The organism is Paenibacillus sp. RC334 (genome assembly GCF_030034735.1).
GTDB classification, from domain to species: domain Bacteria; phylum Bacillota; class Bacilli; order Paenibacillales; family Paenibacillaceae; genus Paenibacillus; species Paenibacillus terrae_A.
In genome coordinates this window covers 235,676-258,772 of sequence record NZ_CP125370.1, presented here as the reverse complement: position 1 = coordinate 258,772, position 23,097 = coordinate 235,676, and the positions used below count along the sequence as shown (strand labels likewise).

Genomic DNA, 23,097 nt, shown 5'->3' with positions numbered 1-23,097 from the left:
TGCAACCATAGCAGCTTACGGAGGATTATATGATGGAACAACAACTGAATTCCTATCTGCAAAATATGACACTTGAAGAAAAAGTCGATCAACTGCTCCAACTCGTCGGAGCCTTTTTTGAGGATGCGGAAACGGACGGCCAAATTACCGGACCTATGGCATCTTTAGGGATCACAGAAGAAACGGTCCGTAACGTCGGATCGGTGCTTGGCATCGCAGGAGCCGAGGAAGCTATTCGTGTTCAACAAGCACATCTAAGCAAAAATCGTCTAGGTATTCCGCTTCTAATTATGGCAGACATTGTACATGGCTTCAAAACGATTTTTCCCATACCGTTGGCTATTGGCTGTTCATGGAATGTGCAGCTCGCAGAAGAGAGCGCTACCATTGCTGCCAGAGAAGCTTCTGTGTCCGGTGTTCATGTTACCTTTGCTCCGATGGTGGACTTGGTACGTGACCCGCGCTGGGGCCGTGTAATGGAATCTACAGGGGAAGACCCTTACCTCAATAGTGTATTTGCCCGTGCTTTCGTACGCGGCTTTCAAGGCAAAGACCTGACGAACGATACGGACCGGGTGGCGGCGTGTGTGAAGCATTTTGCCGCATATGGCGCAGGCGAAGGCGGACGGGATTACAATACCGTTGATCTGTCCGCATGGCAGCTGCGCGAATATTATCTCCCCTCCTACAAAGCTGCGCTAGATGAAGGCTGCGAAATGGTGATGACCTCCTTCAATACCGTAGAAGGTGTAGCTGCAACGGGCAACAAGCGCCTGATGCGCGATTTGCTTCGCGACGAGTGGGGCTTTGACGGTGTGCTCATCTCGGATTGGGCCGCCATCAAGGAGCTTATTCCCCACGGCATTGCCGAGGATGAGCGCGAGGCAGCACAGAAAGCACTGCTGGCGGGCGTAGACATTGAAATGATGACCTCCTGCTATAACGGGCATCTGCCTGAGCTGGTTCGCAGCGGGCAGCTGGATGAAGCGCTCGTCGACGAGGCGGTCATGCGCGTATTGAAGCTCAAGCAAAAGCTGGGCTTGTTCGATAATCCGCTGCGTGGCGCAGACCCTGAGCGGGAACGTGAAGTCGTGTTCTGCGAAGCTCACCGTGCGGTTGCCAAGGAATTGGCGATCAAATCATGCGTACTGCTCAAAAACGATTCCGTTCTTCCACTGAATCGCAGTCAGCATATCGCACTGATCGGGCCTTTTGCAGAGAGTGGTGATATCCTTGGCTCCTGGTCGTGGAGCGGTTCGCAAGAAGAAGCTGTTCAAGTCATTGACGGCTTCAAATCGAAAATATCCTCCTCGCTGCTCTCGGTAGCGACTGGATGCTCTATAGACGAAATATCTGAAGAACAATATGCAAAAGCGCTGCAAGCTGCCAGCCAGGCAGAGGTCATCGTACTGGCGCTCGGTGAGCGCTCGGATATGAGTGGCGAAGCGGGCAGCCGCTCGGATATTCGCCTGCCACAAGCCCAACTGGAGCTGGTGAAACGCCTGAAAACGCTGAACAAGCCTATGGTAGCCGTGCTGTTCAACGGTCGTCCACTGGATCTGCACGGTGTTATTGAAGAAGCAGACGCCGTACTGGAAGCCTGGTTCCCCGGCGGTGAAGGCGGCGCGGCGATTGCCGATCTGCTGTACGGCGATGCTGAACCAACGGGTCGTCTGACGATGTCCTTCCCGCAATCGGTGGGGCAGGTGCCTGTGTACTATAATCATTTTAATACAGGACGTCCTCAGCTGGACCCAAATACAAAGGAACGCTACGTTTCCCAATACCTGGACGTACCGAACGAACCTTTATTCCCGTTTGGCTATGGCTTGAGCTATACGAAAGTAGCCTATGATAGCGTACAGCTTTCCAGCGACACCCTCAATCCCGGTCAAGCACTGACCGTGAAGGTACGGGTAACGAACACAGGAACACGTCCTGTCGAGGAAACGGTTCAATTCTATGTCCGTGATATCAGCGGAGATACGGTTCGCCCGATGAAAGAGCTGAAGGATTTCCGCAAGGTTCTTCTTGCCCCGGGCGAAAGCCGGGAAGTGGAATTTGCATTGGCCGAGCCTCAACTGCGCTATCACCATGCAGACCTGAGCTTTGATAGTGACAGCGGTGAATTCGCCGTCTTTACAGGACCTAACAGCCGAGATACTACCGAAGGACGTTTTCGTTTAGTGAAAGAAACAGGAAAGTGAGGCGTAACCTTTGATGAATACAAGTCTGGATCAAAATATTTTGCTACGGGTTGGAGACCTGTCCTTCACCTTCTTGAGCAGCGGTGATGTATATAAAATCGCCCATGGCTCGACCATGATTAATCAACTGCTGACCAACTCTGTCGACGGTTCCCTGAACAACCTGTACTTGCGACTGTACCGTCCGTCCGACGTCAGCATCACTCCTCTGCTGGGAGTCCGTTCACCCGGAGTAGTACGACAAACGGATCAACAGATTATTTGGGAAGGCTTTACATCAGGTGTCGGCTATCAGGTGACATTCACGCTAAGTCGTCTTGGGGTATGGTTCTGGGATGTAACTCTACAGGGCGATGACGTGGAAGCTGATATCGTGTACGGTCAGGATATCGGGATTGCGGATACAGCGGCTGTACGCAGTAATGAAGCTTATCTGTCTCAATATATCGACCATACCGTCTACCATGACGAACAAAGAGGCTATACGGTCTGCTCCCGTCAAAACCAGCCGCAAAGTCAAGCGTTCCCTTACATCCAGCAAGGCTCGTTGACCCGCAACGTCGGTTATTCGACGGACGGATTTCAATTCTTTGGGCTTTCGTATAAAGAAACGAACGAGCCAGAAGCACTGCGCCGCGATTCGCTTGCCAATGAAGTGTACCAATACGAATTTGCTTATACGGCGCTGCAATCCGAGCGGGCAAAGCTCGCCGGGGATGCACACTTTACCTTTTACGGCCTGTTCCAGCCGAATCATCCGGCAGCCGTTACAAAGCTGGAATACCAGGAACTGGTGACGAAAGCACGCGAAGAAGTAGCGACTATTATGGAAGCTGCTTCCGGGACCGCCATCCCGGCGAACGTCACAAGTCATCTCCAAACTGGGCGGGTGGCTCCAGCCCAGAACATCGGAGAGCCGCTGCGCACGCTGGATATGACCGCAGCCGAGCTGGATCAGCTCTTCCCGAAACGGCAGGAAGAAGAACGGGACGACGACACGTTGCTCTCCTTTTTCACAAACAGCTATGAACATGTCGTACTCAAATCCAAAGAGCTTCGTGTAGAGCGTCCCCATGGGCATATTTTAATGGGCGGGCATTACGCGGGAGGTAAGGAAGAAACCATTACAACTACCTCCTATATGTACGGAGTGTTCAATTCCCAGCTTGTGATTGGCAACACGAATTTCAATAAAATGATCACAAATGCGCGTAATGCACTCAATATTCCCAAAACATCCGGTCAGCGTATCTATGTCGGAATCCACGGGAGATACCATCTGCTCACGATGCCTTCCCTGTTCGAGATTGGCTTTAACTATGTGCGCTGGTATTACAAAACTGCTGACGATACGCTCATCATTACAAACCATACCAACGCCGACACGCCAGAAGTACAGCTTCACGTTCGCTCGACAAGCGGCAAAGCTTATCCGTTCCTTGTTACTCAGCAAATGTCCATGCATGTGAACGAATATGAGCTTCCGTTTCATATGGAACGGGACGGTGAGGACCTGCTCTTCCGCGCAGACCAGGCTTCCCTGAGCGCCGAAACCTATCCGGACCTGTTGTACCGAATGCAGGTACAAGGCGCTCCGTTACAGCAAGTGAGCGACGCTCACACGCTGCTACAGGGTACAGCTTCCCCCCGACGCATCTCTGGTCGTGCTGGAGCTAGGCGACAGCAGCGAATGGACCTGCACCGTACAAGGCTGGCTGCATGGCTATCCATCCGGAAAAGGTCAAGCACATGCGGAACAAGATGCCTCTTTCGAAGCTGAGCGCGAGCGCTATCGGCAATATTTTTCCGGGCTGATGAACGGCTTCCATCTGACGCATAGCGGACATGAAACCAGCGAGCTGTTCCGTGTGAATGCGGTGGCCTGGTGGTATACCCACAATATGCTTGTCCACTATTCCGTGCCTCATGGTCTGGAACAATACGGTGGTGCAGCTTGGGGAACACGCGATGTATGTCAGGGTCCGGTGGAATATTTTTCAGCCGTGCAAAAGTTTGACGAAGTCCGTTCCATTCTACTGACCGTGTTCAGCCATCAGTACGAGGATAGCGGAAACTGGCCGCAATGGTTTATGTTTGACAACTATACTCGCGTTCAACAAGAAGAAAGCCATGGCGATATTATCGTCTGGCCGCTCAAGGTACTGGGAGATTATTTGACCGCTACCCGGGACTACAGTATTCTGGAAGAAAATGTACCCTACACCAACCGGCATACTTTTGATTATACAAAACAGACCGCGACCCTCATGGAACATGCGATGAAGGAAATCGAATATATTCGGGCGAATTTCCTTCATGATACACATTTGTCGGCCTACGGCGACGGCGATTGGGATGACACGCTCCAGCCAGCTAACGCTCAACTGAAGCAATACATGGCGAGCAGTTGGACCGTTGCACTCACCTATCAGGTGGTTAGCAACTTTGCTGCTGCACTGGAGCAGGCCCCGGCAGGCGTCGTTAGTGGAGCCGCCGAGATCGCACGGGATCTGCACCAGATGGCCGAAGGCATCCGCAAGGACTTTAACCGCTACATGCTGGAGAGCGGTATTATCCCGGGCTTCGTGTATATGGAAGAGCCCGGTCAGCCCAAGCTGATGCTCCATCCGTCCGATACGGAGACGGGGATTCACTACCGCTTGCTGCCGATGACACGCAGCATGATCAGCCAGTTGCTCACGCCGGAGCAAGCATTGGCTCATGAGCAGCTCATCCGCGAGCAGTTCCTGTGCCCGGATGGCGTGCGTCTGATGAACCGCCCTGCACAGTACGATGGCGGTGTGAGTTCGCACTTCAAGCGCGCAGAGCAAGCAGCCAACTTCGGACGCGAGGTCGGGCTGCAATATGTGCATGCCCATATCCGCTTCGCGGAAGCCATGGCCAAGCTCGGTCGCAAAGATGACGCTTGGCGCAGCCTGAAGCTCATCAACCCGGTCGGCATTCGCGCGTCCGTTCCGAACGCCGAATGGCGTCAGAGCAATGCGTATTTCAGCAGCTCGGACGGAAAGTTTAATACCCGCTACGAAGCACAAGAGCGGTTTGGTGAACTGCGTGAAGGAGCCGTTCCAGTCAAAGGCGGCTGGAGAATTTACTCCAGTGGTCCGGGGATCTATATGAATCAGCTCATATCGAATGTCCTTGGTATCCGTCAGTCGGGCGAAGACCTGATCCTGGACCCTGTACTGCCGGATGATCTCGACGGACTGGAATTCGAATTTTCCTTTGCCGGTAAACCCGTTACCTTCGTCTACCGCATGCCGCAAGAGCATAGCAGTGATGAGCAAGGCCGCGCGGTATTGAACGGAACACCACTGAAGAGCGAGCCAGTCGACGACAATCGCTACCGTTCGGGTGCCCTGCGCATCAAGCGCAAGACTTTCGAGCTGGCGTTAGCAGACCATGACGGTGTACACCGTCTGGAGATTTTTTTATAAAGAGCATTTTGCTTAAATCCCAAGAGCGATTCTAAATCAGGTATAGGCAACAAAGCAATGGCGATCTTGCGGGATCGCCCTTTGCTGCTTGCACGTCCAGTTACGATATTCGAAATAAATACAAGTTTAATAATCAGGTATACAATAGCAAGTATAAGACTGGCGAAAAGGAGGAAACGATGTGGTCAGCATTAAAGATATCGCCAAACAGGCGGGCGTTTCCATATCTACCGTTTCATACGCATTGAACGGCAGTGATAAGGTAACGGAAGAGACCTGCGCACGTATTTTAGCTATTGCCAAAGAGCTTAACTATGTGCCAAATGCCGCCGCGCGTAATCTCAAAAAAAGGGAAACCAAAATTATCGGCGTCTTCCTGACCGATTTCCGTGGAGACGTTTATGGAGATTTGTTGTACGGCATCAAGGAAATTTTGAACCGAAAAGACTATGACCTCATCGTATGCAGCGGCAAGCAGTCTCACCGAATGCTGCCGGAGCGCATGATTGATGGAGCCATCATACTGGATCAGACGTTCGATAGTCAGGAACTGCTGAATTACGCCGAGCGCGGGCATAAAATGGTCGTGCTGGACCGTGAGCTGAATCATCCTAACATTAATCAGGTACTGCTGGATAACAAAGCAGGTGCCGCTCTTGCGGTAGAGCATTTGCTGGAAATGGGACACCGCAAGCTGTACGTTGTCACCGGGCCGGACGGCTCTTATGATTCACGGCAGCGGATGCAGGCGGTCAAACAGACGATCGAGCGCAGCGGCACCGCCGAAATGATCGAGATTGGTGGCGATTTTGAAAAATCGGGCGGTGAACAGGCGGCCGAGATCATTTTACAGCAACATGTCAGCCCGGATTCTGAACCCGTCGCGGTATTCTGCCTCAATGATGAGATGGCAGTAGGCTTTTACAATCGAATGGCTCAGTCGGAACTTACAATCGGCCAAGACATTCATATCGTTGGCTTTGATAATATCGAGCTGGCACAATATATTCAGCCCCGTCTGACGACCATTGATTACTCCAAACATAAATGGGGCGCAGTAGCTGCCGAACAAGTTCTCAAAATCATAGCGGGGGAAGACGTGGAGCATGAACGGCTATACGTTACGCTCATCCAGAGAGAATCAGCAGGCGCAGTACTAAGCACTCCAGATCAACAGAATACCTTATGACGAACACCATAGAAGCACGCCTAATCACACGCTATCCTGCAAAAAAAGAACTTCCACTGCCCCGGAATACGGGTTGGAAGTTCTTTTGGTCATGCTTATTGTTCAACCTAACAAATTCTCAAGCAAATTCATCAACGACCGTAAGGGATTGCCAATCGCCTGACCCGTCTCCAGCTCCACCTGCAATGCAGCATCAACCATAGATAACTGCGCCACAGCCAGCGTTCTGTCTGGATCAGCCTCTCTCAGTTCATGCAATGAACGGACCAGCACTTCCATATACTCGTCTTTGCGACCTTGCATAATCAGCTCAAAAGCGTGCTCCACCACCTTGACCTCTATCAACGAAGAGATATCTGACTTACCTAACAGGGCCGCTATATGATAAAGACGTTTCATCGTCCCCTCTACAGTAGCCGGATTCGTAAATACCAAGGTTTGTGGCAACGGATCCATCGCATATCTCATGGAAAAAGGGTTCATCCAGCGTTATCACGGGTGTAGGCATCGTCAATTGAACCCTTTCCGCGAAGACTATATAATTCGTGCATGTAATCAAAATAACATCTATGCCGCTTTGAGCCATCCATTCCAGTTGCTCTTCTACCTTTCGACTGGCATCCACCGCCGAGAAGTCTGGATCAGTTGAAACTCTGTACATGAGTGCAGGGTCCACAAAATGCTTCACTTCCACCTCATAAGGGGCAAAAGCCCTTTCCACATAGGCAATGTTCGAGTGATGCGCATGCAGACAGCCTACCCGCTGTTTAAAACTCCCCATCATCCCATCCCCACTCATCATGTTTCCATCATTTTAGCAAGGATAGGGTAGTTAGGGAATCACCTTCAGGATCAGTCATGCCGTGAATGCCATTTTTAAAACTTGCCGTTTGTGTTTTTCCACTCAGATTTAGACGGAATGTCCTGAACTACATCCCAATGCTCTGCTACTTTGCCGTTCTCCACCCGGAACAGATCGTAGACAGCGCCGGAAGTACCTTGAGGCGTTTTCGCTTCACTCACAACCAGTACGAAATTCCCTTCTCCAATGATCATGTGAACCTTATCGTATCCAGAAGTGGTTCCCGTGGTACTCACAGCAGGAAATGCTTGTTTCAGATTGGCTACGCCATCCCCGAAGAAAGGATTATGCTGAATGTAATGATCACCGTTATAGTAGCTTTCCAGTGCAGCGCGGTTCTTGCCCACCAGAACATCATCCACAAACTTACGAATCAACGCTTTGTTCGCTTCGGTTTTGTTAAGATCTGTGATTTCTGTCGTTCCGTCAATCATCGTACGGCCGCTCGGATTGGCTGGAGCCAGCTCCTGACTATTGTCCCAATGCTCAACAATCTTACCGTTCTTGTCGAACCGGAAAATATCAAACAATACGCTTGGTTTGCCATCATCAGTTTCCTTATAATGAACGGCTACATAGTCTCCATCCTGAATGATTCTTTGGATATCAACCTGTGTATTGGCTCCTTTCATTTGTTTAATACCTTCGATCAGGCCCTCTCTACCGTTGGCAAAGCTCAGATTATGCTGGATATATTGATCCTTGCTAACCCAAGTTTCGGCCGCTTTCGTATCTCCGGTTTCAAAGCTTGTCAGAATCTCAACAACCTTATCCTTGTTGCTTATCCCGATTTGCACAGTTTGGCTGGCCGGGTCCCAAGTCACTTGCTTGCCCCATGCCTCCTTAACGACATCCACCGGAACATAGGTCACCCCTTGTTTGGTTAAAATCGTCGAAGTGGACAGTGGCACCTTAATTCCATTGATTTGCGCTTCCGGACTTCCTGATACCAGGACAACGGTAGCCTGACCATAACGGATTGTCGTGCTTTGACGCGCTGTGTTGAACGTAATATGCTTGGAATCCAGCGGAATTCCCAAACTGGAGGCCAATTGTCTCAAAGGAATTAAGACCTGCTTATTTCTCACAATAGGAGCGATCTGATAAGCCTCTTTCTTGCCATCTACCCAAACCTGAATACCTGTAGCGGGTTTTACCTCGGCAGCTAAGGCCGGTACAGCAGAAGATAGCACAAGCAAGCCCGCGAGTGCAGCGGTAACCGTATGTTTTTTCATGAATGTAAGCCCCTCTCATCTTATAAAATAATATGGAAAACGATTCCCTTTTATGTAACTAATATGGTTACAGCTTACCACGAAAAAAAATAATTTACAACATCCTCTCCTATCCTTTAAACCCCAATCGATTCTTTTGAAACCTCAATGCTCCCTCCTTTCAAATTTTTATACTTGTGGCCCGTTGAATTTATGATGAAGCCACAAAGAAACAGGTTCTATCACCAAGCGAATGAACGCTTTTGAACAGAAAACCCGCTTCTTTACACGATTTATACCATTTATACCGATAACGTTCTCCGAAACTTAACGAAGCTCCCAATCCGCCAGATGGAGATGTAGACGACCGCCATCGTAATCGCCAGTAGACTAATCTCGGTCGTACCCAAGCTACTAAGATACTGGGTCAAAACGACGCGAAGCAAAATAATGGAGATAATAATGTATTTAAAATATTGGTTCGGCTTGGGATAAATGTGTCCGTCGTCCCGTCTCTCATATGCCGTATGCAGCAGAATGACGTAACCAAACACCGCACCTAACAGCCCGGCAGCCAGCAGCTCCCAAAAGGCGGGAAGCGCATGCGTTTGGCCGGGAATATGCATCAATTGGTACACAGACATCATCATGAGTGGGAATGCTATAAACAAGGGAAGCAAAAGACGCACTCCGTTTCCTTTGACCGGCCCCCCTCGTCTTTTGGTTCTCAACCAGATCATCAGCCCCACCAAAACAGCCAACAATGCATAGATGAATATCGTCGCCATAGTGAAACTCCCTTCCTATATATATGTCATTGGATCGTTTGCTAAATTGACAGCCTTTTCTCCAGCAAATAAGCGTTCAAGCGGATTAATGCGTATGCAGCAACCCAACTGATCAACACCGCAACCGGGAAATGCCAAGTAAAAGGAAACCATTGTCCTGTCTGAACATGGTCAAACTGCTCATAAAGCCCCTGATCGCCTGACCAATAAAAGACACTCCCACCACCCATCAAAAGAATCCACAGTATCGGGCTAATCGGCCGCAAAGTGCTGTATTTGGTACTGGCCGTCAGCAGACCCAGCGCAATAACAAACGGTGTGAAAGCGATAATCATCACAAACCAGTTCAATCCAGCTATAATAAAGGACGCTGCATCCGCAAACGTATAAGGCTGGATGGTTGATGAGATGAACAGCGCGTACAGAGAACCTACCACAAACAGGAACAATGTCACGACCATGGCTTGTAAAATAGCAGCAATCCATTTGGCGCTAATCAGCCACATGCGCGGATAGGGCAGGGTCAGCCACCATCCGTAGGTGTCATTCTCCCATTCTCTTCTCAGACTTCCCACACCCATGAAAATGATCATGTACGGCAAGCCTAGGGTGACATACCACAGCCTTGTCAATTCGAGTTGGTTGTGAAGCGCGAAATACAAGGAAATAACGAACGCCGCAATTAGAAATAGTGAGAAATATACAAGTCTCCACGTTCTGGGCAGTCGATTGCGGCTCTGCTTTCTCCAGCTTCCTTTATTTCGAAATTCATGGCGTATCAAATCTTTGAACAGCCCTGATGAATTCACGCCTTCCACTCCTTTTTGTACAAATTGCGGAACACCTGATTCAGTGATCCATGCTCTCCACGTAGATCATCCGAATCACCGGACCATATCACCCGTCCGCGGTCCATCATAATCGTGTAATCAAATAAACCTTCCACTTCCTGAATATCATGTGTACTCATGAGTATGGATTGCTGCCGATCCTCCAAATAATCAATAATACCGGCCACGATTGCTTCTCTGGAAAGGACATCAATGCCAGCAAAGGGTTCATCCAGGATCATAAGCGGAACCTCACGCGCCAGACACAGAATCAGCAGCACACGGGCCTCCTGCCCGCGGCTCAACCCGGTCATTTTCAACTCCAACTCTACGTCCATATGATCAGCCAGCTTATGCGCATCCTTCATATTAAAGCCGGGCAAAAAGGACTGTCCCCACTCCAGTGTCTGCTGCACCGTATGATTGGGGTACCAGCGGGCCCGGTCAGGCAGGTAGGATATGCCACGGTTGGTTTCCCAACCGGGCTTTTGCCCCAACACGTAAAGCTCGCCTCCGTCCGGCCGAATCAATCCGGTGATCGCCCGAAACAAGCTTGACTTCCCGCAACCATTGGGTCCAAGCACCCCTACAATGCGTCCCGCCGGAATGACGACATCCAAGTGGTCCAGCGCTTTTTTACTTTCATATTGCTTCGTCAGATGACTCGCAACCACAATAGATTCCGTCATGCCCCTTCGCCTCCTTCGTCATCTTTCCCGTTCTGTTTGCTTCCTATATACCGCTGTACATCCTCCCATGACAGCCCCAGACTGCTCATCTGTCCCAGGAACTGATCTATATACGTCAGGGCCAGTTGTTCCCGAAAGCTGTCTACCCGCTCACTGGACGACGTAACATAGGTTCCCAAGCCGCGCCGCTTCTCAGTCAGTCCGTCCCGCTCCAGCTCCTGATACGCCCGCATCACAGTATTCGGATTCATACGCAATTCCTGTGCCAGATCACGAACGGACGGCATTTTGCTTCCCATTTCAATCTCCCCTTTGGCAATGGAGCTTCGTACCTGATTTAATATTTGTTCATATAATGGCTGGCTAAAATCAATTAAAAACCGAAGCGAGCCAACCCTTTGCTCTTCCATGGGTTTTTCCCCCTAATCCGCTGCATCTATCGTGCATATAGTGTATTATATCACTTAATACACATAATACAAGTAAATGTTCAGTTAAAATTTTAGTCATGCCGCCCAAAAAAAACCTATTCAGCAAATGCTCAGCTTGCACTCAGACAGCATTCAAGTTCATATCTTATGATAAATCTCGTACCAAACACACCCTAACCGAAAGGTGGAAAATGAAGATGAAGAACACCAGGAAAGCAATTTTGGCTGGAACGATGGCATTGGCATTTCTAGGAGGTGGAGCACTTTATTCTGCGGGCGCGGTTCACGCTGCTGCCGCTACAGCTGACAAATCTGCTAATGCTTCACAAAAGCCGCCTACGGATGCACAAGGACAATTTGGACAAATCGGTCAATTTCAGGACAAGCTGGGCAAGCTATTGTCCCTTGATAACGATGCGCTTAGAACCCAACTTAAACAAAACACCTTGGGTGAAGTGGCTGAGAAGCAAGGCGTGTCCAAAGAAAAGCTGAAAACGAATCTCTCCACATGGCTGAAGGAAAATCCTCCTGCCGGAGCTAACGCATCCAATACAACGGACTATTCCGCTATGGCCGAGAAACTGCTCGCCGCCAAAGGGAATGTACTTCCTGGCGATGCCAACGGCCCGAAAGCGGCGGGCGGTAATTATGCGGAGAATAAAGCCCTTTTGAAGCTGCTAGGTCTATCTTCCAGCGAACTGAACACACAATTGAAAGCCGGTAAAACGCTCGCTGCGATCGCAAAGGCACAAAGCGTGAACGTGAAAGAAGTCATTAGTTTGCTCGTTTCCGACACGAAATCGAGGATGGCTGAAGAAAAGAAAAACGGTAAAGTTACTGACACCGAATACAACAATCGAATCTCTAACCTAGAGAAAATAGTTACGGATTTAGTAAACGGCGTTAAACCGTCCCAACCGCCAGTAGGAACAAGTAAAGCTCCAGCTAAGTCAGCGGCAACGAAGTAACCTGTCATCACATACAGCTACCCGTAACGTTTCTCATGATCCGGCTTTCCCATACAAAAGCATACGAATTAAAAAAATACCGCTCCCCTGCTTTTTCGGCAGGCGGAGCGGTATTTTTTGTGCCCCACAAAAAAGGCTCCCTTATCAAAAGGGGTTTTTATCACATAGGAAATGTCCACACGTATATATAGATGTTACATATTATATAAATCGTGAACATTCGAATCTCAATACTAGTTATAGAAGAGGTGGCATTAGTGATAGGATTATAGCTTCGTTACTTTAGACAAAAGGAGAATCCAATATATGGCGGTTATATCAACTGGACCCATAGAAAATAATTATGTCAGTGGTATTCGGCCTACTCATCGAGTTACCGTGAAAATTGATAATCGTGATACTGTGAATTCTTCTACGGTATTGATTCAGGGTTTTTATCTAAATGGTACAAGAACGTTATATGTGCTTGATTTTATAACTGTAAATTCAAATGAAGTGATTACAAAAGATTATTATGCTGATTTTAATTCATTTGAGTTTGTTTTTACCACTGAAAGTGTTACAGAAAATGAGATTCAAGTTTCAGTCTGGGGTAAAAATTCAATGGGGCAGTTAGTGACAGCTCACCGTGTTGTATCTTCCGAATTGCTTGTAGCAAAAGGCGCGGGACCGACAGGGCTAACGGGAGCCACTGGCGCTACCGGAGCTACTGGCGTCACGGGTGTTACCGGAGTCACTGGCGCTACCGGAACTACGGGCGTTATGGGTGATACCGGAGTCACTGGAGTTACCGGAGTTACTGGCGTTACCGGGGCTATCGGAGTCACTGGCGCTATCGGAGTCACGGGGGCTACCGGAGCCACAGGAGTTACGGGGGCCACTGGAGTTACCGGGGCTATTGGAGTTACTGGCGCTATCGGAGTCACTGGCGCTACCGGAGCTACTGGCGTTACTGGGGCTACTGGCGCTACTGGAGTCACAGGAGTTACCGGGGCTACTGGCGTTACCGGAGTTACCGGAGTTACTGGCATCACCGGGGCTATCGGAGCTACTGGCGTTACCGGAGCTACTGGCGTCACGGGTATTACCGGAGTCACTGGCGTTACCGGGGCTACTGGCGTTACTGGAGTTACTGGCATCACAGGCGTTACCGGAGTTACTGGTGTTACTGGTGTTACTGGAGCTACTGGCGTTACCGGGGCTACTGGCGCTACCGGAGCCACTGGCGTTACTGGAGTTACTGGCGTTACTGGCGCTACTGGAGCTACTGGTGTTACCGGGGCTACCGGGGCTACCGGTGTCACGGGTGATACCGGTGTCACTGGCGCTACCGGGGCTACCGGAGTTTCTGGCGCTACTGGGGCTACTGGTGTCACGGGTGATACCGGAGTTACCGGAGCTACTGGCGCTACAGGTGCTACCGGAGTTACTGGCGCTACAGGTGCTACCGGAGTTACTGGCGGAACAGGTGCAACCGGAGTTACTGGAGTTACTGGCGTTACCGGGGCTATCGGAGTCACTGGCGCTACTGGAGCTACTGGAGCTGCTGGAATCACGGGTGTTACCGGAGTTACTGGCATCACCGGTGCTACCGGGGCTACGGGCGCTACCGGAGTTACTGGCATCACAGGAGTCACTGGCGCTACCGGAGTTACTGGCGTAACAGGTGCAACCGGAGTTACTGGAGTTACCGGGGCTATCGGAGTTACTGGTGTCACCGGAGCTACTGGCGTCACGGGTGTTACCGGAGTCACTGGCGCTACCGGAGCTACTGGCGTTACGGGTGTTACCGGAGTTACCGGAGTTACTGGCGTTACCGGAGCTACTGGCGTTACCGGAGTTACTGGAGTTACTGGAGTTATTGGAGTTACTGGAGTTACTGGAGTTACTGGAGTTACTGGAGTTACCGGAGTTACCGGAGTTACTGGAGTTACCGGGGCTATCGGAGTCACTGGCGCTATCGGAGTCACGGGGGCTACCGGGGTCACTGGCGCTACCGGAGCTACTGGCGTAACAGGGGCTACTGGAGTTACCGGGGCTATCGGAGTCACTGGCGCTACTGGAGCTGCTGGAATCACGGGTGTTACCGGAGTCACTGGTGTTACTGGAGTTACCGGAGCTACTGGCATCACGGGTGATACCGGAGTCACTGGCGCTACCGGAGCTACTGGCGTTACCGGAGCTACTGGCGTTACGGGTGTTACCGGAGTCACTGGGGCTACCGGAGCTACTGGCGTCACGGGTGATACCGGAGTTACTGGAGTCACTGGCGCTACCGGAGTTACTGGCGTAACAGGTGCAGCCGGAGTTACTGGCATCACGGGGGCTACCGGAGTTACTGGAGTTACCGGGGCTATTGGAGTCACTGGCGCTATCGGAGTCACGGGGGCTACCGGAGCCACAGGAGTTACGGGTATTACCGGAGCTACTGGCGCTACTGGAGCCACAGGTGCTACCGGAGTTACTGGAGTTACTGGCGCTACCGGAGCTACTGGCGCTACTGGCGTCACGGGTTCTACTGGGGTCACTGGCGCTACTGGCGTTACCGGAGCTACTGGCGTCACGGGTTCTACTGGGGTCACTGGCGCTACTGGCGTTACCGGAGCTACTGGCGTCACGGGTATTACCGGAGTCACTGGCGTTACCGGAGTTACTGGTGCTACTGGAGCTACTGGCGTTACCGGGGCTACCGGAGTCACTGGGGCTACCGGAGCTACTGGCGTCACGGGTATTACCGGAGTCACTGGGGCTACCGGAGCTACTGGCGTCACGGGTGTTACCGGAGTCACCGGAGTCACTGGAGTTACTGGAGTTACTGGCGCTACCGGAGCTACTGGCGTTACCGGAGCTACTGGCGCTACTGGCGTCACGGGTGATACCGGAGTCACTGGGGCTACCGGAGTTACCGGAGTCACTGGCGCTACTGGGGCTACTGGTGTCACGGGTGTTACCGGAGTCACTGGCGCTACCGGGGCTACTGGTGTCACGGGTGTTACCGGGGCTACCGGAGCTACTGGCGACACGGGTGTTACCGGAGTCACTGGAGTCACTGGAGTTACCGGAGTTTCTGGCGCTACCGGAGTTACCGGAGTTTCTGGCGCTACCGGAGTTACCGGAGCTACTGGCGTTACCGGGGCTGGGGCTACCGGAGCTACTGGCGCTACTGGAGTCACAGGTGTTACCGGAGTCACTGGCGCTACCGGAGCTACTGGCGCTACTGGAGTCACGGGTGTTACCGGAGTCACTGGCGCTACCGGGGCTACTGGTGTCACGGGTGTTACCGGGGCTACCGGAGCTACTGGCGACACGGGTGTTACCGGAGTCACTGGAGTCACTGGAGTTACCGGAGTTTCTGGCGCTACCGGAGTTACCGGAGCTACTGGCGTTACCGGGGCTGGGGCTACCGGAGCTACTGGCGCTACTGGAGTCACAGGTGTTACCGGAGTCACTGGCGCTACCGGAGCTACTGGCGCTACTGGAGTCACGGGTGTTACCGGAGTCACTGGCGCTACCGGGGCTACTGGCGCTACTGGAGTCACGGGTGTTACTGGCGTTACGGGTGTTACCGGAGTTTCTGGCATCACCGGTGCTACCGGGGCTATTGGACCTACTGGTGCCACAGGTGTTGGTATAACAGGTTCAACAGGTTCAACCGGCCCCACTGGCCCACCTCCTACGTTTATAGACGCATACTTTAACGGTAATATTCAACCTCAGACAATTGCTTCGGGATCAAACATTTTAAATATTACTCCAAACCAATCTACTGCACTTACTTATAACGCAGTAACAAGTGTTTTCACAATACAAAATGCGGGGTTGTATAACATTAGTGTTGTAATAAATCTTGCAACTGCCACACTACCAGAAGCAACAATTGGGTTATCACTAAATAATTCTACAGCATATCTCGCTCCTGCTGTAACCACGGCAACAAGTGGTCAATTGGTTTTAGTTCAAATTGAGGCTCTTGCTGTCGGAGATACAATTCAATTTAGAAATATATCTGGGTTTCCTATTACCATTGCTAATTCACCAGTAATAGCTAACAGCTCAGGTCATGTAGCTATTTCGAGATTCTCAGCTTTTTCATAAACGAGACTCAGAACCGGAATTAAAGCTAATGTAATACAAAAAAAGTAGTCCATCCTCTACCGAGGAGGGGCTACTTTTGCTCTGCTCGATTTTTTCTTTACTTGTTGCTTTTGACGTACGGCAACTTGGGCAGTTTCTTACCAGCTTTGACTGCTGTTTGGCGACGAAGCAAAACAGCGCTTAGCTGCACTCCCAGTACGTTGAGCGGCCTCTGTTTTTGGCTGCCTACATACGCGTATGTCGCGTCCATGAGAATGGTTTTGCTTATCTCCAGGCCCTGCTCAATGCACTGACGGACCACATGTTTCAATACGTACTTCCCAACCGATGATTTCGGAAACGTGACAACTGCGAAACGTCCGATACCGGATCTTCCGGCACGAGCTTGTACAACTCTGTATGAAATGATGTAGTTACTTGTCTAGCTTTATGCAACAACGAGTAACTATATTTTCATTTTACAGATACTGTATTCGTTTCGCAAAGCTCTCTTAACAACAGAGCCTTCTTCTCACTTCACACAAAATGTTCACAAGCGGCGTAATCCCACAGAGCAGGTTGCTGATTCAACTGTCTGTACTTTAGTAACGATAATAATCATCGTAGGAGTTGCGATCTTGATAACGCGGCTGCTGTGCTGCGGTAATCATCAAAAATATACCTGAAAACAAATGCATTAACCATCCCACGAACGGAATCCATCCGACAACAGAGGTCACGATCCCTAAGATAGATCCATAATAGGCCTCCTTGTTTACCACCGAGAGCACTAATGTAACAATATGGAAAATCATCATAAAAAACAATACGGTATACGCAGAGTTTAAGACGATGAATCCACCCAAAACAGGAATAGCTAAAAATAGCTCTAGACCGCCTGTAATCCATTTTAAAGTTTTTGATGGTGCCATGGTTCCACTCTCCCGTTGCTATTTCATCCCATCATTATATCTTATCGCTATACGGGATGACATACATTTTTTAACAATCAATACGTTCAAATCGTGACTGCTGCCATCCCTTTTTCGAATGAGCTAAGCCCCGGGTACATATATGTGAAAAAGAACGAATTTTCGTGACTCTAAAGGGGTGAAAGCAATGGGATATTATGTTGAGGTAGAACGCGGCGTCAAGCTGTATGTAGAAGATACAGGAGATGGCATCCCCATTCTGATGGTGCACGGATGGCCGCTGGATCATCGAATGTACGAATATCAGGCGGCTCTGCTGCCTTCTTACGGGTATCGCTGTATTCAGGTGGATCTTCGGGGATTCGGCAGGTCAGATCGACCGTGGCAAAGCTATAACTATGATCGGCTTGCGGACGATCTGCTAGCTGTCATTCAGTCGCTCCAGCTAAGACAGGTGCGGCTGATTGGTTTTTCCATGGGAGGGGCTGTTGTCGTACGCTATATGAGCAGGCACCGGGGATTTGGAGTCACTCAGCTTATTCTTCTTGGAGCAGCTACGCCCCGTTTCACTCAATCCAGCGACTTTCCTCAAGGCACTCCGGTCACGGAGGTGGATAAGCTCATCAAGCAAGCCTATACAGATCGACCGCAACTGGTCACTTCATTTGGCGAACTATTGTTTGCCAACCCCGTCAGCCAGAGCTTACGCGATTGGATACGTGACCAAGGCTTTGCATCCTCTGTCAACAGCATGGCCTTCACTTTATATTCACTGCGTGATTCTGATTTACGTCCGGATCTGCCATATATCCGTGTACCTACCTGGATTTTACACGGGAAGCTGGATCAGGTCTGCCCTTTCCCGCTGGCAATCGAAACCCAAAAAGGAATTGCCGGATCGAGGCTTATTCCTTTTGAACGAAGCGGTCATGCTGTATTCTACGACGCGCTCCCCGAATTTAATTCCACCTTACTGAGCATACTATCTCAACCTTCCCCCATGCCATAATCGGAGAACCAAGACATTCATACGTGAGGATTTTGCAAAATCCTGATGTACAAAAAAATAGCACCTTGCGGTGCATTCTCCAAAAAACAAAAAAGACGCCTCAGCGCCGTTAGCGGCTATGGGGCATCCTTTACTACAAACATATATCCAATTAGGATTGTTTGGTATGATTAAAGCTCGTATTATTCAAAACGGCCAGCTTTTTCTCGCCCTTCACCATGGCAGAACCGCAAATGGGGCATGTCGGCTCGACAGAAAAAGCGAAATTATCCCGCATCCATCCGTTGCACGTATCACTGGCGCAATTCCAGACAGTTGTAATTTCCTCAGGAATCTCATCCATTGGCTTTTTCCGTGAATTGTACATAAACATCCCTCTTTCTTCATGATTTATAAAGCGATAAGATGTAATCAGTTCAAAAACGGCCCTGTGAACAGATAAAAACAAATGCCCCAAACGCTATGTTCGGGGCATTTGAAGTAGGCTGTAATTTTAAATTACAGTTTTACAACGTTCTCAGCTTGTGGTCCACGGTTTCCTTCAACTACGTTGAATTCTACGCGTTGGCCTTCGTCCAAAGATTTGAAGCCGTCGCCTTGGATTGCGGAGAAATGTACGAATACGTCGCTTCCACCTTCAACCTCGATGAAACCAAAACCTTTTTCTGCGTTAAACCATTTAACTGTACCTGTTTGCATGGAATTACCTCCAAAATATATTTATATGACCTTTATTTTTTACAAATAAAAATTCACATATTGTACAAGGTTATTTCAACCTAAAACAATAACCCTCTACAATATGCGAATCTCAGGTCACAATTTCAATATACTCATATTACCATAAGTGTATTGAAAACGCAAGCACTGGGGAATTTAAATTATGCAGAGTGCTCTTGTCATCTATTTACGTTTCTAGGCCGTATTCATGAGGCGAAAGTCATTCATCAACGCCTACTTAAAACAGTATATCCACGACTGCTTATTATTATACCAGCAAAAGAAAAATAAATATATAAAACTTATGCAGGAAACGAACTTTTTTTATAATAAGCCCGTCTCCTGCATCTACTCGGTTACGTTATTGTTTTACCAGCATCAAAGACCTGCCAATGCCTTAATTTCATCTGTTGTAAGCGCTTTGTTATACAATTGAACCTCATCCAGACTGCCATTAAAGTTGGCATCGGCAGCAAAGCGGCTTTTGCCGAGATAAGCCTCGCTCGTCAGCAGTTCTCTCGGGTTAAAGGTAACGCTATCATTAACAGCTACCTCTTCACCGTTTACATACAGCTTTCCAGTGTTCCCCTCCAGTGTAACCGCTACATGCGTCCATTGGTTCAATGGCAGCGGTGCTTTCGAAAGCAAGCTTTGATCCGTACCTTCATGGATCGTAAACTGTAGCACTCCGCTTCCTTGGGATGAAGTCAGGAACATATGGCGGCTCTGTCCATTTCCAAAGTCAAAAATCCGCTGCCAGGCTGCGCCGCCCTTCCAGTTTACCCACGCGGAAAAAGTAAAGTCCTCGGCATCCGTTACCATGCCCGGCAGCTGCACGTAACCATCCTTGCCGTTCAAAACAAGAGCTCCGCCGGACTTCCCTTCCTTGTCCCATGTGGCTCCCCCAAATGCCTTGCCATCATAGTTGTTGTATGTGCTATCCACGACCGTTGTCCCTTGATCCTCACTCCATGAATAGTGCGCGAGCTGCGGACCCTGAGCCTGCTCGGGAACCGTGGCTATAAAGCTTTTCTTCGCTGTTGCTTTGTCTTTTTTTATGGTCGCGGTCAATGTGACCGTTGCAGGCTGGGAGCCCGCTTCTGGACGGTACACTTCACCTGTCACGGAAATGTTCTCGGGACGTGAGGACTCCCACGAAATGGTGGTATCTTGTGTTCCCTGAGTAGGAAGCGTCAGATTATAAAAAACGTTGCTCGTATCGCCCAAGCTCAAATCCTTCTGCACCGCGGCTACAATTTTGCTGGCCTTCTGCTCAGGCTTCAACGTACCCCAGACCGCAACACCCTTGGAGGACAGGGCAGTGAAGGCAAGCGTCTTGGTGCCCGTATCTGGATCAAGATGCCGCAGGAATACACCTTTGTACTTCGTGCCATCCGCCGTAATCTCCAGCTGATTACCTGTACCAAGCTTCCATGTACCGCTCGCGCCGCCGGACAGTTTGCCGCCGCTTTCCAAACTGACGGTCACGGCTTGCTTAATATTGGCCGAGATTTCTTTCCCGTGATTTACATACGAGTATTGACCGAGGACATCCTTTTCCGACAACTTCTTCAGTGAATCCTCATCCCCAGAATAACGATAAGGAGCAACTACAGGCCAACCGTCAGCGTTCATAAACATTTCATGCACCCGCACTTCAAACTGTTCGCCTCTGCCCGGGAAACGGGAGTGAAAAATCAGAAAATGCTTTTTCGTTTTGGGATCGTAATAAGCCGAGTTATGTCCGGGTGAAACATAGCCTGTACCCAGTCCAGTACCCGAGTCCCCAATTTCTCTTGGAATCAGATAGTTCCCTATCAGCTTGACACCGTACGGCTCAATGGAAGCGTCATCAAAAAGAGGCTTGTCAGGATTCGCCTTGACCTTGATCATATCGTTGCCCTCAGCATCGTAAAAAGGACCATCCGGTGTTTTGGATCGAGCCACACGAAGGTTGTATCCTCCATCTGCCGATAAGCCCCCATAAGACAGGAACAAGTAATAATAGTCCGTTTGCGGACTGTACTGTATGTACGACCCTTCCATACGGGCATGGTTACCGCCTGTCAGCTTTTTCCCGTAGCCTTGTCCGGGCAGCGGCTTCCCTGTTTTTTCATCCATTTCCAGAATGAAAATGCCTCCTGAGTAGGAGCCGTATACCATCCAGAGCTTGCCGCTCTTATCGTAAAAAGTGTCCGGGTCCACGACATTCGGATGCTTGGTTGCGTCATAGATCGTCCCATCCTCACCCAGTTGACCCCACATGCCAGATTTCAGGAAAATGCCTTTATTCTTATAAGGCCCTTCAATTTTATCGGCAACTGCTAGACCCATTGCTGAACGCGGGGAGTCACCCTTGCAGGCGTTATAGTACATGTAAAACTTTCCATTGGCCAGTTGAATGACATCCGCTGCCCACAGCGTGTCTGTCTGGGCCCAATCCAGCGCTTCTTTTAATTCCTCTTTGACGTTGGGAATCAATACATTACCATTCGCTACTCCTGTGGCAATCGTATCCCAATTCATGAGGTCCTTGGACTTGGCAGCAGCAAGATGGGAACCAAAAATGTAAAATGTATCTTTCACTTTCAGAATGGATGGATCATGTACGGAAGTTTCCTTGAAAGAAACGGTCTTTTTGCTTTGAATGGAAATGTTCTCTTGGTTTTGATCTTGAAGGGTAATCTGCCCTGCAGCTTGAATCCCATCTGTATCCGGATTGAGCATTTGTTCGGCGCCTGCATAAGAGGCAGGCAGCAGCAGCGCACCCGCCAGAGAAGCTGCCGTTACCTTGCGAAAAAATAATGGCTTCATAAACTAATCTCCTCTCGTTTTTGAACATACCTGATTGTTAAACATAAGACGATATTAAGTAAGGCGGTCAGGATTATGTTTGTATTAGCTTCTTCACCCTCGAATTAAATGTCGCTCATCCCCCCATCTTGAATTAAAGCGCTTTCAATTCATTCGGAAAATAAAAGTATCTTCTGTTAAGAAGGCGGATTCAAACCTGACGGTTAACCGTACCTCTATATTATTCAATGAATGTGGAAAATTCAATATATAATTTTATATTTTTATAAATTATTCATTAAATTATTAACATTAATAAATTAGTTGTGTATACGCCCATTTTAGAACCATAATTTTACAAGTAAAATTCTATTTCCTTCCTGCCGATATACCTAAAAGAACAATTTTGAATTACCTTAAAGTAAACCTTTAAATTTTTTTGAGGAGGTGAAAATATATGCAATGGTATTTAAATGGATTAAAAAACTATGTAGGATTCCAAGGTAGAGCACGACGTACAGAATACTGGATGTTTGCTCTGTTCAATGTGATCGCGGCTTTTATAATCGGTTTGATCGATGGTCTTGTGGGCTTAACTCCGATCTTGACGTACCTTTATTCTTTGGCTGTCCTGTTGCCGTCTCTGGCCGTTATAGCCCGTAGACTGCACGACACAGGCAGAACCGGATGGTGGATTTTGATCAGTTTAATCCCTCTTGTTGGTACTATTATCCTGATTGTATTCTTATGCCAAGACAGTCAACCCGCTGAGAACAAATATGGGAAAAATCCTAAATTGTAATTGGTGCAAATGCCTGAGAACCTCTTTCATTCTTGTGAAAGAGGTTCTTTTCATATTCCCCTTCTACCCATCGAAATTCCAATAGTAAGTTTATGAGAAGCCCACTGCGTCCATACTGGATTAAAAAACATCCG

General features: G+C 49.3%; 16 protein-coding genes and 2 pseudogenes. 7 read left to right on the top strand and 11 right to left on the bottom strand.

Going from position 1 to position 23,097, the window contains the following annotated elements; genetic code table 11:
- The first annotated feature begins 32 nt into the window (after nt 1–32).
- From QMK20_RS01195 to QMK20_RS01185, 3 genes and pseudogenes are all read left to right on the top strand, one after another.
- Nucleotides 33–2,207, top strand: coding sequence for a glycoside hydrolase family 3 N-terminal domain-containing protein (locus QMK20_RS01195; RefSeq protein WP_283656172.1), 2,175 nt, complete (start codon nt 33–35; stop codon nt 2,205–2,207).
- Between the two features lie 13 nt (nt 2,208–2,220).
- Nucleotides 2,221–5,662: pseudogene (locus tag QMK20_RS01190) on the top strand (GH36-type glycosyl hydrolase domain-containing protein).
- 181 nt (nt 5,663–5,843) lie between these two features.
- A complete protein-coding gene (locus tag QMK20_RS01185) occupies nt 5,844–6,851 on the top strand; it encodes a LacI family DNA-binding transcriptional regulator (protein WP_283654239.1) in 1,008 nt (335 codons plus the stop codon).
- Nucleotides 6,852–6,953: 102 nt separating this feature from the next.
- Here QMK20_RS01185 and QMK20_RS01180 read toward each other — a convergent pair.
- The 6 genes and pseudogenes from QMK20_RS01180 to QMK20_RS01155 all read right to left on the bottom strand — a co-directional run bounded on the left by QMK20_RS01180 (nt 6,954) and on the right by QMK20_RS01155 (nt 11,644).
- A pseudogene (locus QMK20_RS01180) lies at nt 6,954–7,632 on the bottom strand (hypothetical protein).
- A gap of 95 nt (nt 7,633–7,727) precedes the next feature.
- Nucleotides 7,728–8,948 (bottom strand): stalk domain-containing protein, encoded by a 1,221-nt coding sequence (locus QMK20_RS01175; RefSeq protein WP_283654238.1) that lies wholly within the window; start codon nt 8,946–8,948, stop codon nt 7,728–7,730.
- A gap of 281 nt (nt 8,949–9,229) precedes the next feature.
- Nucleotides 9,230–9,715, bottom strand: coding sequence for a cytochrome c biogenesis protein CcdC (locus QMK20_RS01170; protein WP_283654237.1), 486 nt, complete (start codon nt 9,713–9,715; stop codon nt 9,230–9,232).
- A gap of 41 nt (nt 9,716–9,756) precedes the next feature.
- Complete coding sequence (locus tag QMK20_RS01165; protein ID WP_283654236.1) at nt 9,757–10,524, bottom strand: ABC transporter permease subunit; 768 nt, start codon at nt 10,522–10,524, stop codon at nt 9,757–9,759.
- On the bottom strand, nt 10,521–11,234 hold the full coding sequence (locus QMK20_RS01160; protein ID WP_283654235.1) for an ABC transporter ATP-binding protein: 714 nt from the start codon (nt 11,232–11,234) through the stop codon (nt 10,521–10,523). The genes QMK20_RS01165 and QMK20_RS01160 overlap by 4 nt, the downstream gene beginning before the upstream one ends.
- Nucleotides 11,231–11,644 (bottom strand): GntR family transcriptional regulator, encoded by a 414-nt coding sequence (locus QMK20_RS01155; RefSeq protein WP_283654234.1) that lies wholly within the window; start codon nt 11,642–11,644, stop codon nt 11,231–11,233. Before QMK20_RS01155 ends, QMK20_RS01160 begins: the two co-directional genes overlap by 4 nt.
- 218 nt (nt 11,645–11,862) lie before the next feature.
- On the opposite strand from QMK20_RS01155, the gene QMK20_RS27495 reads away from it, so the two are divergent.
- Both QMK20_RS27495 and QMK20_RS27490 read left to right on the top strand, forming a co-directional pair.
- Nucleotides 11,863–12,633, top strand: a complete 771-nt coding sequence (locus QMK20_RS27495) for a hypothetical protein (protein WP_404521667.1) — start codon at nt 11,863–11,865, stop codon at nt 12,631–12,633.
- A gap of 603 nt (nt 12,634–13,236) precedes the next feature.
- Nucleotides 13,237–16,728 carry a beta strand repeat-containing protein gene (locus QMK20_RS27490; protein WP_481857799.1) on the top strand — a complete coding sequence of 1,164 codons (3,492 nt, stop codon included), beginning with the start codon at nt 13,237–13,239 and terminating at the stop codon, nt 16,726–16,728.
- A gap of 97 nt (nt 16,729–16,825) precedes the next feature.
- Here QMK20_RS27490 and QMK20_RS01125 read toward each other — a convergent pair whose 3' ends face one another.
- Nucleotides 16,826–17,038 carry a hypothetical protein gene (locus QMK20_RS01125; protein WP_283654229.1) on the bottom strand — a complete coding sequence of 71 codons (213 nt, stop codon included), beginning with the start codon at nt 17,036–17,038 and terminating at the stop codon, nt 16,826–16,828.
- A 271-nt stretch (nt 17,039–17,309) separates the two neighbouring features.
- Entirely contained in the window at nt 17,310–17,639 is a 330-nt protein-coding gene (locus tag QMK20_RS01120; RefSeq protein ID WP_283654228.1) for a hypothetical protein, read from the bottom strand.
- Between the two features lie 187 nt (nt 17,640–17,826).
- Here QMK20_RS01120 and QMK20_RS01115 point away from each other — a divergent pair, with 187 nt between their 5' ends.
- A complete protein-coding gene (locus QMK20_RS01115; protein ID WP_283654227.1) occupies nt 17,827–18,648 on the top strand; it encodes an alpha/beta fold hydrolase in 822 nt (273 codons plus the stop codon).
- 151 nt (nt 18,649–18,799) lie between these two features.
- Here QMK20_RS01115 and QMK20_RS01110 read toward each other — a convergent pair whose 3' ends face one another.
- The 3 genes from QMK20_RS01110 to abnB all read right to left on the bottom strand — a co-directional run bounded on the left by QMK20_RS01110 (nt 18,800) and on the right by abnB (nt 22,182).
- Nucleotides 18,800–19,015 carry a cold-shock protein gene (locus QMK20_RS01110; protein ID WP_013308357.1) on the bottom strand — a complete coding sequence of 72 codons (216 nt, stop codon included), beginning with the start codon at nt 19,013–19,015 and terminating at the stop codon, nt 18,800–18,802.
- A gap of 131 nt (nt 19,016–19,146) precedes the next feature.
- On the bottom strand, nt 19,147–19,347 hold the full coding sequence (gene cspD / locus QMK20_RS01105) for a cold-shock protein CspD (protein ID WP_013308356.1): 201 nt from the start codon (nt 19,345–19,347) through the stop codon (nt 19,147–19,149).
- Between the two features lie 399 nt (nt 19,348–19,746).
- Nucleotides 19,747–22,182 (bottom strand): arabinan endo-1,5-alpha-L-arabinosidase AbnB, encoded by a 2,436-nt coding sequence (gene abnB / locus QMK20_RS01100; RefSeq protein ID WP_283654226.1) that lies wholly within the window; start codon nt 22,180–22,182, stop codon nt 19,747–19,749.
- 436 nt (nt 22,183–22,618) lie between these two features.
- Between abnB and QMK20_RS01095 the strand changes: the two genes are divergently transcribed.
- Nucleotides 22,619–22,963 (top strand): DUF805 domain-containing protein, encoded by a 345-nt coding sequence (locus QMK20_RS01095; RefSeq protein WP_283654225.1) that lies wholly within the window; start codon nt 22,619–22,621, stop codon nt 22,961–22,963.
- Nucleotides 22,964–23,097: the final 134 nt, after the last annotated feature.

What these genes read in the sequence shown, in the direction of transcription:
- QMK20_RS01195 (WP_283656172.1), top strand. Translation starts at nt 33, where the DNA reads ATGGAACAACAACTGAATTCCTATCTGCAAAATATGACACTTGAAGAA.
- QMK20_RS01175 (WP_283654238.1), bottom strand. Translation starts at nt 8,948, where the DNA reads ATGAAAAAACATACGGTTACCGCTGCACTCGCGGGCTTGCTTGTGCTA.
- QMK20_RS01170 (WP_283654237.1), bottom strand. Translation starts at nt 9,715, where the DNA reads ATGGCGACGATATTCATCTATGCATTGTTGGCTGTTTTGGTGGGGCTG.
- QMK20_RS01160 (WP_283654235.1), bottom strand. Translation starts at nt 11,234, where the DNA reads ATGACGGAATCTATTGTGGTTGCGAGTCATCTGACGAAGCAATATGAA.
- QMK20_RS01155 (WP_283654234.1), bottom strand. Translation starts at nt 11,644, where the DNA reads ATGGAAGAGCAAAGGGTTGGCTCGCTTCGGTTTTTAATTGATTTTAGC.
- QMK20_RS27495 (WP_404521667.1), top strand. Translation starts at nt 11,863, where the DNA reads ATGAAGAACACCAGGAAAGCAATTTTGGCTGGAACGATGGCATTGGCA.
- QMK20_RS27490 (WP_481857799.1), top strand. Translation starts at nt 13,237, where the DNA reads ATGGGGCAGTTAGTGACAGCTCACCGTGTTGTATCTTCCGAATTGCTT.
- QMK20_RS01120 (WP_283654228.1), bottom strand. Translation starts at nt 17,639, where the DNA reads ATGGCACCATCAAAAACTTTAAAATGGATTACAGGCGGTCTAGAGCTA.
- QMK20_RS01115 (WP_283654227.1), top strand. Translation starts at nt 17,827, where the DNA reads ATGGGATATTATGTTGAGGTAGAACGCGGCGTCAAGCTGTATGTAGAA.
- QMK20_RS01110 (WP_013308357.1), bottom strand. Translation starts at nt 19,015, where the DNA reads ATGTACAATTCACGGAAAAAGCCAATGGATGAGATTCCTGAGGAAATT.
- cspD (WP_013308356.1), bottom strand. Translation starts at nt 19,347, where the DNA reads ATGCAAACAGGTACAGTTAAATGGTTTAACGCAGAAAAAGGTTTTGGT.
- abnB (WP_283654226.1), bottom strand. Translation starts at nt 22,182, where the DNA reads ATGAAGCCATTATTTTTTCGCAAGGTAACGGCAGCTTCTCTGGCGGGT.
- QMK20_RS01095 (WP_283654225.1), top strand. Translation starts at nt 22,619, where the DNA reads ATGCAATGGTATTTAAATGGATTAAAAAACTATGTAGGATTCCAAGGT.